Source organism: Streptosporangium sp. NPDC087985, assembly GCF_044741965.1.
Taxonomy (GTDB): domain Bacteria; phylum Actinomycetota; class Actinomycetes; order Streptosporangiales; family Streptosporangiaceae; genus Streptosporangium.
The window spans coordinates 452,360-468,095 of sequence record NZ_JBIUTQ010000002.1 but is presented as its reverse complement, the minus strand read 5'-3'; the positions used below and the strand labels follow the sequence as shown (position 1 = coordinate 468,095).

Below are 15,736 nucleotides of genomic sequence, written 5' to 3'. Positions count from 1 at the left end.
TGCGTCACCGTATCTCAACCGCCCGGGGGTGAGCGTGTGCCCCCGCCCCTCGACCCCGAGCTCAAGGCCGCGATCCTGGAGAGCATCAAGGCCGGAGGCACCTGCCGAGGCATCGCCCGCTCCGCCGACGTCAGCCCCTCGACCGTCGCGAAGATAGCCCGCGAGAACGGGCTCGGCTTCGAACGTACGCAGACGAAGAACGCCACAGAGGCGAAGGTGGCCGACAACGCCGCTCTCCGCGCGTCTACGTCCCGCCGGTTCCTGGTGAAGGCCAACGAGCTGCTCGACCAGATGGACGGCGAGCACACGGTGTTCAACTTCGGCGGGAAGGACAACACCTTCAACTCCAAGGTGCTGCCCAAACCCCCGGTGTCCGATCTGCGGAACCTGATGACGGCGGCCGCGGTCGCGATCGACAAGCACCTCGTCATCGAGAAGCACGACAACAGCGGTGAGTCGCACGCCGCGGTGGACGCCTGGTTGACGGAGATGACGGGGCTGTGAGGATCACGCCGCTCGTCGACAAGCAGCGCCAGAGCGTCGCCCTGGCCACCGCGCGCCTCAACGTTTGGGACGGGTCCGTCCGCTCCTCAAAGACCATCTCCAGCCTGCTGAAGTGGTTGAAGTTCGTCCGCACCTGCCCGGCCGGACCGCTCCTCATGGTCGGCAAAACCGAACGTACCCTCAAGCGGAACATCATCGATCCGCTGATCGAGATGCTCGGCGAGAAGCGGTGCAAGTTCGTCGCCGGATCCGGAGAACTCCACCTGCTCGGCCGCGTCATCTACGTCGCCGGCGCCTACAACGAAGGGTCCGAGGACAAGATCCGCGGCCTGAGCTTGGTGGGCGCGTACGTCGACGAAGCCTCAACGATCCCCGAGTCGTTCTGGGTCATGCTCCTCACCCGACTTTCCATCCCGGGTGCGCAGCTCTTCGCGAGCACGAACCCCGACGGCCCGCAACACTGGCTGAAGGTCGGCTACCTTGACCGGGCCCGGCTGCATGTCGACCTCGACGGCCAGGTACACCGCAGCGACAGTCCCGACACGCTGAACCTGCACAGGTTCAGCTTCAAGCTGGCCGACAACCCCAGCCTGTCACCCGAGTACGTGGCCGACGTCTCCTCCGAGTTCACCGGCCTGTGGTATCGCCGGCTGATCCTCGGTGAGTGGTGCATCGCTGAGGGTGTCGTTTACGAATCCTGGGATCCGGCCCGGCACGTCGTCAGCGTGCTGCCGGCCATCGACCGGTGGCTGTGCATCGCCCTCGACTACGGCACCACCAACCCGTTCCACGCCCTCGCGATCGGCCTGGGCGTCGACGGCCGGCTGTACGTCGGGCACGAGTGGCGGTGGGACAGCAAACGGATGCGCGGCTCGCTGACCGATGCGGAGTACAGCGAGCGGGTGCGCGCCTGGGTCAACGGTCTGGGCATCACCCCGTCGTACTGGATTGTTGACCCTTCGGCGAAGAGCTACCGCGTGCAGATGCACCGCGATGGCCAGACGAGCACGCTGGCCGACAACGAGGTCGTCGACGGCATCCGCGATGTCGCCTCTCTGTTCGCTACTGGCCGTCTCCTCGTCTCCGCGGAGTGCAAGGAGCTGATCCGTGAGATTCCCGGCTACACGTGGGATCCGGCCGCGAGCCTGAAGGGTGAGGACAAGCCGATCAAGCTCGCAGACCATGGCGTGGACGCGCTCCGGTACGGGATCAGGACGACGCGGGCGATCTGGTCGCCGCTGCTGTGTGAACCGAGCTCACGAGCTGCCTGAGACCGTTTTGAACGTGTTCAACTTGCGGGAATCTGCATTCCCGGTAGTTGTAAAAGATGATCTACCTAACCCCTCTGGAGGCATCTCATGGACTTCGGTGAAGCGCTCGATCGACTGCAACGTGGCGACAAGGTCACCCGTGATGGATGGAACGGCCGGGGCATGTGGATTGCCCTTCAGGTGCCGGATGCACATTCGAAGATGAACAGGCCCTACATCTACATGTGCGCGGTCAACGGAGAGCTCGTGCCGTGGGTCGCGTCGCAGACGGACCTGCTCGCGACCGACTGGAAGCACTTCTGATGCAGACTCCCACCGTCGGCCGCATCGTCCACTACGTCAGCCATGGCACCCCGCCACGGCCAGATGGCACGCAGGCGTTCACCTCGCAGTGCCGGGCCGCGATCGTCTACTGCGCATGCGGATGGATCGAGGCGTCGCACCGTGGCGGCACCTGGCACTGGCCGGAGCGCGTCGACGCTCCCACGGTTCGTGTCGAGAACCTGTACATCCGCGAGCCGGGCCAGGTCGAGCCTGAGCCCGCCGAGATCGCCGACCTGCCCGGCCTCACCGTTGACCTCCTCATGCACGAGGTGGAGGTCGATGGCGAGATGGTCGTCTCTGTGCCGGACAGGACCCGGGACGCGCTGATCGCGCTCGGCTGGACACCGCCCGCCGAGCCCCGGCCTGACGACGTGGCAACCACCTACCCCTGACAGGAGGCTGACGTGCCGCTGCCCAGCGGTGGCGGCACCTGGCCGCCCCAAGCACTCCAGCCCATCCACGACGCCTACCACCTCTACAACACGTGGTACGTCGGCAACCCCGACGAGCTCGCCCAGGTGTACGGCGACCAGACCGGCGCCCGACCCGTCAACCGGCCGTCGCAGTACCGCGGCGGCATCGTCGGCAAGGCTGCCCGCATGTTCTGGGGCGCCCCGGTCCCGCAGGGTGAGCGCAGGACGAAACTCCACGTGCCGGTCGCCTCCGACATCGCCACCATGAGCTCGGATCTCCTGTTCTCCGAGCCGCCCTCGATCACGGTGGCCAACACGCAGACGCAGGCCCGCATCGAGGAACTCGTGGAGAACGGCCTTCAGGCCACCCTGCTGGAAGGCTCCGAGATTGGGGCGGCGCTCGGCGGCTACTACCTGCGGGCCGTCTGGGACCAGGCCGTCGCCGAGCGGCCGTGGTTGGCCGTGGTGCACGCGGACGCCGCGGTCCCCGAGTGGCGTTGGGGCAAGCTCAGCGCGGTCACCTTCTGGAGGATCGTCGAGCAGCCGGACGACCACACGTTCTTGCGGCATCTGGAGCGGCATGAGCCCGGCCGGATCTTGCACGCGCTCTACAGGGGCGAGCGCGGCGACCTCGGCAAACCGATCCCGCTCACCTCGCATCCGGAGACAGCGGCCCTGCAGCCCGTCGTCGCAACCAGCATCGACCGCCTGACCGCGGTCTACGTCCCCAACATGCGACCCAACCGCGAATGGCGGAACCTGCCCGCCGGAGCCAACCTCGGCAGGTCGGACTTCGCCGGCCCGGTCCTCGGCTTGATGGACGCGTTGGACGAGACATACACCAGCTGGATGCGGGATGTGCGGCACGGCAAGGGCCGTATCCACGTCCCCTCCTCCTACCTGCAGTCGCAGGGCCGCGGCCAGGGCGCCTACTACGACGCGGACCGCGAAGTGTACGAGGCGCTCGACATCCTCGGCGGCGACCAGCGCATGGAACTCTCGGTCACGCAGTTCGCAATCCGCGTGGCTGAGCACCGGGACACGGCCGCCGAACTGCTCGCCGCGATCCTCCGCGCCACCAGCTACAGCGCCCAATCCTTCGGCCTGTCCGGGGATGTGGCGATCACCGCAACCGAGGTGGCCGCGAAGGAACGCCGCTCGCTGACGACCAGGGGGAAGAAGGCCGTCTACACCGGGCCGCCGCTCGCCGACGCGATCGAAATGATCCTCGAACTGGAGAACGCCCTGTTCGGCTCCGGGGTGACAGCGGAACGGCCGACCATCGTGTTCGGCGACAGTATCGGCACCGACATCCTGGCGTTGGCGACCACGGCGGAGCTGATGCGCCGAGCGGAAGCCGCCAGTGACGACACGTTGGTCAGGCTTCTGCATCCGGACTGGGACGAGACCGAGGTCCAGGCTGAGGTGCAGAAGATCGCGGAGTCCAGGCCGAAGCAGGTGATGGACCCGTTCGCCCTGCCCGGCGAGATGACAGGGCCAGACGATCCGGCCGCCCTGGCCGATGCTGGCCAGCAGGACGGGCCGCCCTCGGAGTAGCACACCTGACTTTTTCCCGGATCCGGGAAAAAGGGCGAATGGTTCGGGGAGGTCCTGGTGGCCGCGGATCAGGACCTCCTCGACCAGATCGCTGGCACCGTCGCCGACCTCTACCGCGAGGTAGAGAGCAGCCTGGTCAAGGTCATCGCCGACGAGCTGAAGAAGGGCCTCGACGCGCCCACGGCTGAGGTCAAGTTGGACGCCATCCGGCGTCTCCAGGCGGCCGCCGTGGCCGTCCAGGCCCGTCTGGCCAAGACGAAGAGCGTGGCCGTGCGTGAGGCGATCCGGACGGCGTACCGGTCCGGGCACACCAACGCGCTCACCAGCATTCCGACGGACGCCCTCGTCAAGATCCACGCCAAGACGGCCATGCAGCAGGTGCCGAACGCGGCCATCATGGAGAACCTCGCTCAGGCGTTGCACAGGGATCTCGGCAGGGTGGACGGCAACCTCCTCCGCGACACCCTCGACGCCTACCGGGCCGTACAGGCAGCCACCGCTGCCCGGATCGTGACTGGCACCGCCACCCGCCGTCAGGCGTCCCAGGCCGCATGGCAGCGGCTCATGGATCGCGGGATCACGAGCTTCACCGACCGCGCCGGGCGGCAGTGGCGTCTCTCCTCCTACGCGGAGATGATCGGCCGCACCAACGCACAGAGGGCCATGGTGCAAGGACAGACCGACCGGCTCGCGTCGGTGGGCATCGACCTGGTCTACATCTCGGACAACGTGCAGGAGTGCAAGCGCTGCCGACCCTTCGAGAGCAAGGTGCTGCGCAGGAACGCGGGCCCGGTCGGCAAGCTCCGCTTCGAGCACTCGACGCGGGACGGCGAGATGGTCACCGTCGACGTCCTCGACACGCTGGACGGCGCCCGCGGCAAGGGCCTGTTCCACCCGAACTGCAGGCACTCAGCATCGGCGTTCCTGCCCGGGGTGACCAAGCTCAAGGACAACACCGAGGACCCGGAAGGTGACGTCGCCCGGCAGAAGCAGCGCGCCCTCGAGCGGAAGATCCGGCGGGAAAAGGAGCAGGCGCTCGGCGCTCTTGACGAGCCATCGAAGAAGGCCGCAGGCGCCCGCGTCCGCGCCGCTCAGGCCGCGCTCCGCGACCACCTCGCCGCCAATCCGAAGCTCAAGAGGTTGCCGTACCGGGAGCAGATCGGCGCCGGCAACATCCCCGGGCCCGACGGGCCGAAGGGCGGCGCGGTCAGCGACCTGGTCCCGCCGGACCCGACCACGCCGAGCCCCGCCGCGAAGAAGACCGCACCGGCGAAGCCCAAGGCGGCTCCAACCGCGGCAGCGAAGAAGAAGGCCGACCAGGAAGCCAAGGCCAAGGCCGCCGAGCAGGCTGCGCAGAAGGCGGAAGCCGACCGGCTCGCCCAGGAAGCTGCACAGAAGGCGAAGAAGGCCGCGGCCGCCAAGACGCGCGCCCTCGCAGCCGCGAAGGCGAAGAAGGCCGCCGCGGCGAAGCCGCCCAGCACCGGCGGCATGCGGAAAGCCCTACGCCACCGCAGCAACCAGGATGGGCTGGACTGGGCCAAGGACCATCACCCGCCCCCCGACAACCTCACCGAGGCCGAGCAGGACGCCCTACGGGCCTACACCGGCAGCGATTACGAAATGGTCAACAAGGGCCTACGCGGCAACTTGCCCACCACCCCGGGCGATCTCGCGAACTACGAGCGGATCGTCAAGGGCTGCGACACCGCGTTCGCCAAGTCCAAGCTGCCGGAGGACGTCATCCTGCACCGCGGCGTCGGCGAGAACTTCGCCAAGTTCCTCGGCGCGAGTGCTCGCCGGCCTGACAGCATGCACGCCCTGGTCGGCAAGGATTTTCCCGAAGACGGCTACATGAGCACGTCAGCCGGTCGCAACGCCGCGTTTCAGGGCGAGATCTACCTCATGATCAAGGCACCTCGCGGCACGCAGGCCCTGAACCTGATGCGCCTCTCGCAGTACGGTGAAGAGGAACGGGAGATCCTCCTCGACCGGGGTATGCGGTATGTGGTGCACGCCGCCTACCACAAAGATGATCGCTGGTTCATGGAGTTGGAGATCGTCCCGCAGAACTGGACCAAGCCCGCAGACTGGAAACCGGATCCGTACGGCGACGCGAACGAGGGATATTTGAACGGGTGGGCGAAGGAGGACCACGAGTGACGGGCAAGAAAGCGTATGGGCGTTGGGCCTACGACCCTGCCCCGAACCCAGCCGAGGTGCACACCCCGGCCGGCTACTCCAGCACCCCGCAGGGCAAGGTGCGCCGGGCCGAGCTCCGCCAGGGCGACCAGCTGCTCGGCCTGGTGTGGACCGACGACCGCGAGGCCGCAGGGTTCCGTCCCTCCGAGGACGCCGGTCCCGCCGGGGTGCGCGCGGCCGCGGCCGTATGGGTCATCCTCCACACCTGCTACGAGGCAGGCGTGGAGGCCGCCGACGTGCTCGACCCCGACTTCTACACGCCCGAAGGCCTCGACCTACGCGTCTAGGCTGGGCGGCACCACGCGGCGACGGCATCGATGACCTGCTTGGCCTGGTCTTCATCGATCGTCGCGTTCCCGCCCGACAACTCCAGCACGGTGTACTTCGGCAGACCGTCCGGCTCGTTGAGCAGACGATCACAGACCCGTCCGGCCCGGCGCATCACCCGCGTCGGGTTCACCGTGAGCCCCGGGTCGATCTCCTTCAGGGCGGCCAGGTAGGCGCGCTGCTGTGATCGGGTCGGCTCGGCTGCCACCACACGCTCAGCGCCAGCTGTAGGGCTCGCACTGGCCGACGGGCTGGCCGCCGTCTCGTCCTCGCCGCCCGTCAACTTGAGCAGCCCGCCGATCACGGCCAGGGCGAGCACCACGCCGCCGGCCACCGCGAGCCCACGCCCGACCCCGCTCTTCGTCGGAGGCCGGTGCTGACCCGGCGGGGGCTGCATGTGCTGCGTCGGCTGGCCGTACGGCTGGGGCGGGGCGGGCGGCCACTGCTGAGGCTGCTGCTGTGGAGGGTGCATCAGCGCACCATAGACGCAACCATGACTTTCCATCCCGGATCACCTGGAATGGATGCCCGAAAAGGGCCGCCCGGAGCGGCCCGAAACACCCGGTCGGCCAGGTGCCGGCCATCCCATCACCGCGCTCCCCAGGAGGGTCCGCATGACCATGCCCACCCCGCCGGCCCCGGCACCCCAGCCTGAACCGGCCGACCCCGGCCAGCAGCAGCCCGTCCAGAGCACGCCCCCGGCCAACCCCGCACCCGCGCCTCCGCCGGTTCCGCAACCGCCCACCTGGACCCCGCCCCAGCCTGCGCAGGCTGACGACGGCGGTATCGACGACCTCGGTAAGCTGCCGCAGAAGTGGCAGAAGGTCATCACGGACCTGCGTAGCGAGTCAGCGAAGTACAGGACGTCGGCCCGCACGGAGACCGTGCTCCGCCACGCCTACACCACCGCCACCGAGCACGGAGTCAACCCGGCCGCGCTCCTCGGCAGCACGGTGTTCGCCGCGGCGGCCGCGAGCCTCGACCCGAGCGCCGTGGACTTCCCGGCCAAGCTCGCCGAGACCATCCAGGCCGCGCTGACCGCGAACCCGTGGATGGCCGCCCAGCAGACCACCGCGCCCCCGCCTCCCCCGATCCCGCCCCAGTCGGGCGGCGACTTCACCGGCAGCGGCGGCACCGGACAGCAGAGCCTCGCCGACCAGATCCGCGAAGCCGAGACCAAGGGCGACTGGAAGACCGCAAGGCAGCTCAAAACCCAGCTCATGCTGACCCAGTAACTACCAGGGCCAGGCCCACCGCCTGCCCGACCTCGACACAGAGAGGATGACCCCATGCCGGGCATCACCGGGCAGGGCACCACGTTTGGCCTGCCGAACTACGTCGGCGAACTCTTCGCCGTCACCCCCACCGACACCCCGTTCCTGTCCGCGATCGGCGGCCTGACCGGCGGCGAGGCCGCGTCGGCGACCCTGTTCCAGTGGCAGGGATACGACCTGCGCGACGCCCAGGACGACAGGCAGCGGCTGGAGGGTGCGAACGCCCCCACCGCCGAGGCCCGCACCCGGTACAACGTCAACAACGTGGTCGAGATCCACACCGAGGCGCTCGAGCTGTCCTACACGAAGCTCGCCGCGACCGGCCAGTACAACTCCACCGGCTCCTCCCACGCGGGCGCCGTCGGCCTCAACGGCTCCAACCCGGTGCTGAACGAGCTGGACTGGCAGATCGAACAGCACCTCAAGCAGATCGCCCGCGACGTCGAGAAGTCGTTCATCACCGGGACGTTCAACAACCCGTCGACGAACGCCACCGCGCGCCGCACCCGGGGCATCCTGGAGGCCACCACCAGCAACGTGTCCACGCAGGGCGGCGCCGCGGTCGGTACGGCCACCATCGCCACGAACGGCACGTTCACCATCACCGCCCACGGCCTCACCGTCGGCGACCAGGTCACCCTGACCACGCTCACCACAGGCGCGATCGGCGTAGTCAAGACGGACACGTTGTACTACGTGGCCACCGCGCCGGACGCCAACACGTTCACCCTCGCCACCCGCCCCGGCGGCAGCGCCATCACGTTCACGGGCACCGGCGGCGCGATCGTCTACAAGGCGACCCCTCTCACCGATGCGCTCGTCTCCAACCTGCTGCAGCAGGTGTGGGAGAACGGCGGCATCCAGGAGTCGGAGACCGCGACCCTGATGTGCGGCGCCTCCTTGAAGAGGGCGCTCACGAAGATCTACATCACCGACAAGGGGTTCCAGGAGCAGACCCGCAACGTCGGTGGCGTCAGCCTGATGACGTTCGAGACGGACTTCGGCCGCCTCAACATCATGCTCAACCGGCACATGCCCACGTCCGTGCTGCAGGTCGTCTCCCTGGAGGAGTGCGCCCCGGTGATGCTGCCCATCCCCGGCAAGGGCTTCCTGTTCGTGGAGGAGCTGGCCAAGGTCGGGGCCAGCGAGAAGCGGCAGATGTACGGCGAGATCGGCCTCAAGTACGGCAACGAGAAGGCGCACGGCAAGATGCTGCGCGTCGGCGCCCCCGCAGGCGCCTGACCCGTGAGCGTCTTCCGCTGCGAGCGTTTCCCCGCCGGGGAGGCGCCGATCCGCACCACGGCCGGCCTCGTCTACTTCGTGGACGGCCGGGCCGAGGTCGAGTCTCCCGAACTCGCCCAGGCGCTGCGCGAGGTGCCTGACGTGTTCGGGATCGTCGAGGAGGACGCCGAGGTTCGCACCACCACCTCGGCGGCCTCCCGGCCCCCGGCCAAGCCCCGAAGCAAAACCAAGTAGAGGGGTCCTGATCGCGCGGGTGGGCGGAACTGGAGGGGGCCGCCCGCCCGCGTACCAACAACACAAGGAGGGAGGCGGCGATGGCGTACGCGACCGTTGAGGACCTGAGGACGTGGCTCAGCGACACCCCGCCCACCGGGGCCGAGCGGATGCTGAACCGGGCCACCAGGTACATCGACAACGTCCTCCTGAAAACCTCCATCTACGACGTCGACGAGGACGGGCAGCCCACCGACGACACCGTGACCGCCGCACTCCGGGACGCCTGCTGCGCCACCGTCGAATGGTGGGACGCGAACGGGGACGACGGCATCGCCGCCGGATCCGACTACAGCAACGTCACCGCAGGCAGCATCAGCCTGTCCAAGGCGAGCAGAACAGACCCGACCGGCGGAGCCGTCGACCCGCGCCGAGCCCCGGAAGCGGTCGAGATCCTCGACGCAGCCGGGCTGCTCGGACACGCCCCGCGGACGTACCCGTGAGGGCGATCCCGGGATGGCTGCTCCGTAAGGCCGGCCAGGACGTCACTGTGGAGCCGTTCATCGGGGAGGGCCCGTTCGGCCCAACGTTCGGGGCTGAGGTCGTGGTGCGCTGCCTGGTCGAGCACAAGCGGCGTCTGGTCCGGGACTCCTCAGGCTCCGAGGTCATCTCAGAGACGACGCTGCGCATGCAGCTGACCGAAACCTGCCCGGCCGGATCCCGCGTCACCCTCCCCGACGGACGGCCGAGCACGGTGTTGTCGTCCGCGCCCATCGACGGCGGCCGCCTCCCCGTCCCCTCCCACCTACAAGTGACACTCCAATAAGGAGGCTCTGGTGGCGCAGCGCTCCGAGCTCAAGCTGAACTTGTCCGGGCTGGACGCCAAGATGAAGGCCGGCGCAGTCAAGGGCCTCCAGGTCGCCATGGAGCACCTACTCCAGAAAAGTCAGGAGCAGGTGCCCCACGAGGAAGGCGCGTTGGAGCGCTCCGGCACGCCGAGCGTGGACGAGGGTGCGCTGAAGGGCGCGGTCTCCTACGACACGCCGTACGCCACGATCCAGCATGAGGACCTGACGCTCAAGCACGACGACGGCAGGAAAGCCAAGTACCTCGAGGATCCTTTCGACTCCGAGCAGCAGAAGATGCAGGAGCTCATTGCCGCCCAGATCCGGCGGGCCCTGCGATGAGCGACTGGACCACCACTCTGATCACCACCTTCGCCGAGCAGCTGCACGCCGCAGGCGTCGGGGTGTGGCGTCCACCCGGGAGCGGCGTCTACGCCGCGTCAGAGGTCGCGATCGTCCTGGGCAAGCTACCGACCGCCCCGGACCGCGCCATCGCGATCACCCCGTACGGAGCTGACCAGGACGGCGACGACCCCGTCAACACCGACGGCACGCTCGGCGTCCAGTTCCGCATGCGCGGTACCCCCGATATCCAGGTGCTCAACGGCATCGCCCAGGGCGTGTTCGACACGTTCCAGGGTGCCCAGTTCCCGGCCGTCGGCGTGATCCTCATGACTCGCCGGATCCAGGCCCCGATGGGCTCGGACGCCAATAACCGGTGGGAGCGGGCCGACTCCTACCGCCTGCTCACGCATCAATCCACTCAGCACCGCCCCGGATAGGGAGATAACAGCATGTCAACCCGCTCACTGCTGGCCAGCGCCTGGGCGTTGGACGTCAACACCGGCACCTCGGATGATCCCGAGTGGACGCCCATCAAGGGCATGTCGTCCTTCAAGGAGACCATCGACTCCACGATGGAGGACGACTCCGATTTCGACGACCCCGAATGGGGATCGGACGAGGTCACCCAGCGCAAGTGGCGGCTGGAGTGCGAGGGCAAGCGCAAGCGCGACGCCGACAACGAGACGACGTTTACACCGGATCCCGGCCAGGAGTTCATCCGCCGCGCCGGCAACCGGGTCGGCGTCGGGAGCGGCATCGAGATCCGCTACTACCGGCGCGACGGCGCCCCTGACGCGTGGCAGGGCCGTGCCAACGTCCAGTACGGCGGAGGCGGCGGCGCCACGACCGCGCTGGAGCCGTTCAACTTCACGCTCGGCGGCCGCGGCTCCCGGACCGAACTGACCCCGTACCCCGACCTCGAAACCGAAACCGAGTAGGAAGGGCTCCCCCTCCATGCCTAAGTTCCCCGAGCTCGACGCCAGCCTGGGCGAGACGCTCGACCTGCCCGTCCCCCTCCCGGGCGGCGGCACCATGACCTACAGCGTGCAGCCGTTGGACGCGGACACGTGGGCGCGCCTCGCCTCTCGGTTCACCGGCCTGAAGGACCGGGCCGCGGCCGCCAAGGACGATGATGAGGAGATCGCCGACGACCGCTCCGAAGCCGCCCTCTACCGGCAGAGCCTCGGCTCGGTCTACGACGACCTCATCTCCGATGGTGCGGCGTGGAAGCAGATCCGCGCGTGCGGCCTCACCGCCTTGACATGGCACGTCCACGGTGAAGAAGCCGCCATGGAAATCTGGGCGCGTGGTGGCGTCCCAAAACCACGATCGACCTCGACGACCGACGAGCCGGCGGGGACCCCGGCGGAGGACCCGTCGACCCCGTCACCGGCATCCGCGACTGGTACAACCCGGAACCCGAGTCGTCGGGCATCACCTGGGAAGACCTCTTCACGCGTTGGTCGCTGATCGAGGCTGACCTTCACCAGGTCTACGGGATCGATCTGGAGGAGCCCGGCCTCCTCCGAGCCCGCACCGGCCGATGGTTGCGCGTCCGCGTGCTCGGCCTCCTGGCCGACCCCAAGACCCGCATCTTCCGCGCGCTGAGATCCGAGCAGGATCCGGACCGCGGGGCCCCTGTGATCGAGCGAGACATCGACGACGACTTCTGACCCATGAGAGGGGTGACCCTCTCGTGGCCTTGACCGTTGGCGAGCTCGTCGCCTACGCAACCGTGGACAGCTCCAAGTTCACGTCCGGCACCCGGGCGATCGGCTCGGACCTGAACCGGCTCCAGTCCAGCACGTCCAGCTCGATGGCGTCCATGGAGTCGACAGTCACCAAGAGCCTCGCCGAGATCGAAAAGTCGATCGCCGACGGCCTCGACCCGGCTGAGGCTATCCGTGACCTCGACAAGCTGGAGCGTGCGCTCGACGCCGGACTGCAGGAGATGCTCGACGAGGCCGACCAGTTCGCTGACGAGCTGAACGCCATCATCGACGCCGCGTTCGACGAGCTCGACGACGACGCCGAGCAGGCCGGGAAGAAGGCCGGCGACGAACTCACCTCTGGTCTCCGGGCCGGGGTGCGCGACGCCGAACAGGTGGGCCAGCACGCCGGCGACGACATGACCGACGGTCTCCGCGCCGGGTTGCGCGACGCCGAGCAGGTGGCGCGGAAGGCCGGGCATGACGCCGGGACGAAGTTCAGCGACGGCGTCAAAAGCTCGGGCGGCGGCGGTGGCGGGTCGGGGCTCGCGGACACCCTGCTCGGCGGCCTCAAAACCGCTGGGGTCGGCATCGCCCTCGCCGCCGGGGCTGCGATCGGCGCCGCCCTGTTCTCCGGCATCAAGGGCGCCATGGAGAAAGAGGACCTGCTCGCTCTCCTGTCCGCCCAGATCGGCGCCAGCGAGAAGGAGATGGGCAAGCTCGGCAAAGTCGCCGGGAAGGTGTACGCCGACGGGTACGGCGAAGGGCTCGGCGACGTCACCCAGGCCATCAAGGGCCTGGTGCAGAACGTCGACGGTCTTCGCGGCGCCTCTGATGAGGCTCTCGGCACCATGTCCAAGCGGGCAATCGACACCGGCAAGATCCTCGACGAGGACGTCGGCCACGTCACCCGGGCGGTCGCCAAGATCCTAAAGACGGACCTGGCCAGCAGCGCCGACGAGGCGTTCGACATCCTCGTCCGCGGCGCCCAGCTCGGCGGCAACGAAGCCGAAGACCTCTTGGACACCTACAGCGAGTACAGCACCCAGTTCCGGAACATGGGCCTGTCAGGCGAGCAGGCCATGGGCCTCATCGTGCAGGGCCTCCGCGCAGGCGCCCGGGACGCTGACGTGGTCGCCGACGCGATCAAGGAATTTTCGATCGAGGCGGTCGCCGGGTCCGACAAGATCGTTAACGGGCTCAAGTCGCTTGGGCTCAACGCAGATGATCTGGTCGCCCGGCTCGGCAAGGGCGGGCCGACCGCGGCCGCGGCGCTCGACCTGATCCTCGACAAGCTCCGCAACGTTGAGGACCCCGTCAAGCGGAACGCCCTCGCGGTCGAGCTGTTCGGGACGAAGGCTGAGGACCTCGGAGACGCTCTCTACGCGCTGGATCCGAGCAGCGCAGTGGCCGCGCTCGGCCAAGTCGATGGGGCCGCGAAGAAGGCCGGCGACACGCTGCACGACACCGCCAGCAACAAGCTCGAATCGTTCAAGCGAGGCCTGGAACAGAACGTCGTCGACTTTTTGGGCGGCACGGCCCTACCCGCCATCGAGGATTTCGCGTCCAAAGCCGCGGAGGGCATCAAAAGCTGGGCGGAGGATAACAAGGAAACCATCGACGGATGGAAGGCGAAATTCGAGGAGGGTTTCGGGAGCATTTCCGAAATCGTCGATGATGTTCTCACCACCATCAAGGAGCTGTGGGACGAGTACGGCGACGAAATCATCGTCAGCGTCACCTGGCTTGTCGACACCTTCCTCAGCGTCTGGAACGCTTTTTGGGGCACCGTTTCCGGTCTTTTCAAAACCATCAAGGGCATCCTGACCGGCGATTTTGATGAGATGAAGGAAGGCCTCACCAAAATCTGGGACAGCCTGTGGGGGCTAGTCGAAGACATTGTGGAAAACGCCCTAAAGGCCACCGCCGGATTTATGGACAAATCCTGGAAGGAAATGAAATCCCAAGCCTCCGAAGCCTGGGAGAATTTCAAGAAAACCATTTCCGATGGTATCGACAGTGCGGTTAAATTCGTTCAGGAGCTCCCGGATAAGCTCAAGGCCGCTTTGTCGGATGCGAAAACTTGGCTGATGCAGGCCGGTAAAGACGCCATCGCCGGATTCGTCGACGGCATCCGGTCGATGGCGTCCGCGCCCGTGGATGCCGTCCGAAACATCATGTCCAACGTCATCGGCGGCACCAAAAAGACGCTCGACGAGCATTCTCCGAGCAAGATCTTCGAGGACATCGGCGGCAACACGATCCTCGGCTTCATCGATGGGGTCATCGACAAGGGCAAGGAAGCCCTGACCACGGTAGAGGGCCTGATGAATCGGGCCGTGAACGCCGCGAAGCAGGGCACCGGCACCGGCACCGGGTCCGGTGGTGGTGGCGCCAGTGGCGGAACCCGCCCGTCCACCATCATGCACGAGATCGGCAAATACACCGTCAAGGGTCTCATCGATGGGCTGACCGCCGAGGGCGCGAACATTAAGAGCGTCGTCGACAAACTGGTCAAGGACATCAAGGACGGCTTCAAGGGCCGACCGGATGTGGTGGACGGGCTCCTGGATTTCGTGCGCGTCGGCAACAAGAACCTCGAGGATCTGGCGAAGCAACGGCAGGAAATTGTCCAGGCCTTGGCCGACGCCAAGGAAATGGCCAAGCGTGTCGCCGGTACCGCTCAGGAGTGGGCGGACATCACCGGGCTGAAGGTCGAGGACATTACCGGTGCCGGGGATATGGCGGCCGAACTCCAAGACAAGGCCAGCGCGATCAACTCGTTCGCCAACAACATCACCACGTTGGCTAAGCGCGGCCTGAACAAAAAAATCATTCAGGACCTGATTGACGCCGGGGTCGAAAAGGGCGCCACCTTCGCGGAGATGCTGGTCGGCTCCGACGGCGCGGAAATCAAGGCGCTGAACAAGGCGCAGGCGGCCGTGGATAAGGCCAGCAAGAAGCTTGGAAAATCGTCGGCTGACGCCATGTACGACGTCGGCAAAAAGTCGGGTGAAGGCTACCTGAAGGGGCTCGAAGAGTCCTTGAAGGAGCTGGACAAGGCGATGGAGAAAATCGTCCAAGCCCTGGTGAAGGCGATCAAGAAGGAACTGAAAATCAAGTCGCCGTCGCAGGTGATGGCGGAAATCGGCCAGTTCACGATGGCCGGCTACATCCAAGGCATTCAGTCCATGGAGTCCACCACCCTGGCAGCCATGGCCGGCCTCATCGGCAAAGTCGTGTCCACCGCGGACACCGCGCTCGGCAGCATCAGCAAGGCGGCATCGGCGGCTTCCACGACGAAGATCAACCTCAATACGGTGCCGGGCAGCTCCGGCGGCGCCTCCGTCACGGAGTTCGGCGGTGGCGGCGGGTTCAGCCCCCCGGCGCCGAGCGGGGTCACCGTCAACATGCACGACACGACCATCCGCGAGGACGCCGACATCACCAAGCTCGGCGCCCAGTTCGGGTTCGAGTACAGCCTCCGCGGCGCCGTCTGATCCCCACCCACGA

19 protein-coding genes are annotated in these 15,736 nt (G+C 67.3%); 18 read left to right on the top strand and 1 reads right to left on the bottom strand.

Going from position 1 to position 15,736, the window contains the following annotated elements:
• The first annotated feature begins 36 nt into the window (after positions 1 to 36).
• The 7 genes from ACIN94_RS07395 (at position 37) to ACIN94_RS07365 (ending at position 6,555) form a co-directional block, all read left to right on the top strand.
• Positions 37 to 504, top strand: coding sequence for a hypothetical protein (locus ACIN94_RS07395; RefSeq protein WP_400700822.1), 468 nt, complete (start codon positions 37 to 39; stop codon positions 502 to 504).
• A complete protein-coding gene (locus ACIN94_RS07390; protein ID WP_400700819.1) occupies positions 501 to 1,775 on the top strand; it encodes a PBSX family phage terminase large subunit in 1,275 nt (424 codons plus the stop codon). Before ACIN94_RS07395 ends, ACIN94_RS07390 begins: the two co-directional genes overlap by 4 nt.
• 87 nt (positions 1,776 to 1,862) lie before the next feature.
• Positions 1,863 to 2,078 (top strand): DUF2829 domain-containing protein, encoded by a 216-nt coding sequence (locus ACIN94_RS07385; RefSeq protein ID WP_400700816.1) that lies wholly within the window; start codon positions 1,863 to 1,865, stop codon positions 2,076 to 2,078.
• Positions 2,078 to 2,491, top strand: a complete 414-nt coding sequence (locus ACIN94_RS07380) for a hypothetical protein (RefSeq protein WP_400700813.1) — start codon at positions 2,078 to 2,080, stop codon at positions 2,489 to 2,491. Before ACIN94_RS07385 ends, ACIN94_RS07380 begins: the two co-directional genes overlap by 1 nt.
• A gap of 12 nt (positions 2,492 to 2,503) precedes the next feature.
• A complete protein-coding gene (locus ACIN94_RS07375) occupies positions 2,504 to 4,069 on the top strand; it encodes a hypothetical protein (RefSeq protein ID WP_400700810.1) in 1,566 nt (521 codons plus the stop codon).
• Between the two features lie 57 nt (positions 4,070 to 4,126).
• Entirely contained in the window at positions 4,127 to 6,229 is a 2,103-nt protein-coding gene (locus tag ACIN94_RS07370; RefSeq protein ID WP_400700807.1) for a phage minor capsid protein, read from the top strand.
• Entirely contained in the window at positions 6,226 to 6,555 is a 330-nt protein-coding gene (locus ACIN94_RS07365; RefSeq protein ID WP_400700804.1) for a hypothetical protein, read from the top strand. Before ACIN94_RS07370 ends, ACIN94_RS07365 begins: the two co-directional genes overlap by 4 nt.
• Here the strand turns inward: ACIN94_RS07365 and ACIN94_RS07360 are convergent.
• Positions 6,552 to 7,067, bottom strand: a complete 516-nt coding sequence (locus tag ACIN94_RS07360; RefSeq protein ID WP_400700801.1) for a hypothetical protein — start codon at positions 7,065 to 7,067, stop codon at positions 6,552 to 6,554. The two genes, ACIN94_RS07365 and ACIN94_RS07360, sit on opposite strands and share 4 nt — an antisense overlap.
• Positions 7,068 to 7,209: 142 nt before the next feature.
• On the opposite strand from ACIN94_RS07360, the gene ACIN94_RS07355 reads away from it, so the two are divergent.
• From ACIN94_RS07355 to ACIN94_RS07305, 11 genes are all read left to right on the top strand, one after another.
• On the top strand, positions 7,210 to 7,830 hold the full coding sequence (locus tag ACIN94_RS07355) for a hypothetical protein (protein ID WP_400700798.1): 621 nt from the start codon (positions 7,210 to 7,212) through the stop codon (positions 7,828 to 7,830).
• A gap of 54 nt (positions 7,831 to 7,884) precedes the next feature.
• Positions 7,885 to 9,111, top strand: a complete 1,227-nt coding sequence (locus ACIN94_RS07350) for a DUF5309 family protein (protein ID WP_400700795.1) — start codon at positions 7,885 to 7,887, stop codon at positions 9,109 to 9,111.
• A gap of 3 nt (positions 9,112 to 9,114) precedes the next feature.
• Entirely contained in the window at positions 9,115 to 9,345 is a 231-nt protein-coding gene (locus tag ACIN94_RS07345) for a hypothetical protein (protein ID WP_400700792.1), read from the top strand.
• Between the two features lie 80 nt (positions 9,346 to 9,425).
• Complete coding sequence (locus tag ACIN94_RS07340) at positions 9,426 to 9,827, top strand: hypothetical protein (protein ID WP_400700789.1); 402 nt, start codon at positions 9,426 to 9,428, stop codon at positions 9,825 to 9,827.
• Entirely contained in the window at positions 9,824 to 10,150 is a 327-nt protein-coding gene (locus ACIN94_RS07335) for a hypothetical protein (protein WP_400700785.1), read from the top strand. Before ACIN94_RS07340 ends, ACIN94_RS07335 begins: the two co-directional genes overlap by 4 nt.
• 10 nt (positions 10,151 to 10,160) lie before the next feature.
• Positions 10,161 to 10,511, top strand: coding sequence for a minor capsid protein (locus tag ACIN94_RS07330; RefSeq protein WP_400700782.1), 351 nt, complete (start codon positions 10,161 to 10,163; stop codon positions 10,509 to 10,511).
• Complete coding sequence (locus ACIN94_RS07325) at positions 10,508 to 10,951, top strand: minor capsid protein (protein ID WP_400700779.1); 444 nt, start codon at positions 10,508 to 10,510, stop codon at positions 10,949 to 10,951. The genes ACIN94_RS07330 and ACIN94_RS07325 overlap by 4 nt, the downstream gene beginning before the upstream one ends.
• A 12-nt stretch (positions 10,952 to 10,963) precedes the next feature.
• On the top strand, positions 10,964 to 11,452 hold the full coding sequence (locus ACIN94_RS07320) for a phage tail tube protein (protein ID WP_400700776.1): 489 nt from the start codon (positions 10,964 to 10,966) through the stop codon (positions 11,450 to 11,452).
• Positions 11,453 to 11,468: 16 nt separating this feature from the next.
• Positions 11,469 to 11,984, top strand: coding sequence for a hypothetical protein (locus ACIN94_RS07315; RefSeq protein WP_400700773.1), 516 nt, complete (start codon positions 11,469 to 11,471; stop codon positions 11,982 to 11,984).
• A gap of 77 nt (positions 11,985 to 12,061) precedes the next feature.
• The gene (locus tag ACIN94_RS07310) at positions 12,062 to 12,187 is read left to right on the top strand and encodes a hypothetical protein (protein WP_400700770.1); all 126 of its coding nucleotides are present in this window, start codon (positions 12,062 to 12,064) and stop codon (positions 12,185 to 12,187) included.
• A 152-nt stretch (positions 12,188 to 12,339) separates the two neighbouring features.
• Positions 12,340 to 15,723, top strand: a complete 3,384-nt coding sequence (locus tag ACIN94_RS07305; protein WP_400700767.1) for a phage tail tape measure protein — start codon at positions 12,340 to 12,342, stop codon at positions 15,721 to 15,723.
• The last annotated feature ends 13 nt before the right edge of the window (positions 15,724 to 15,736 follow it).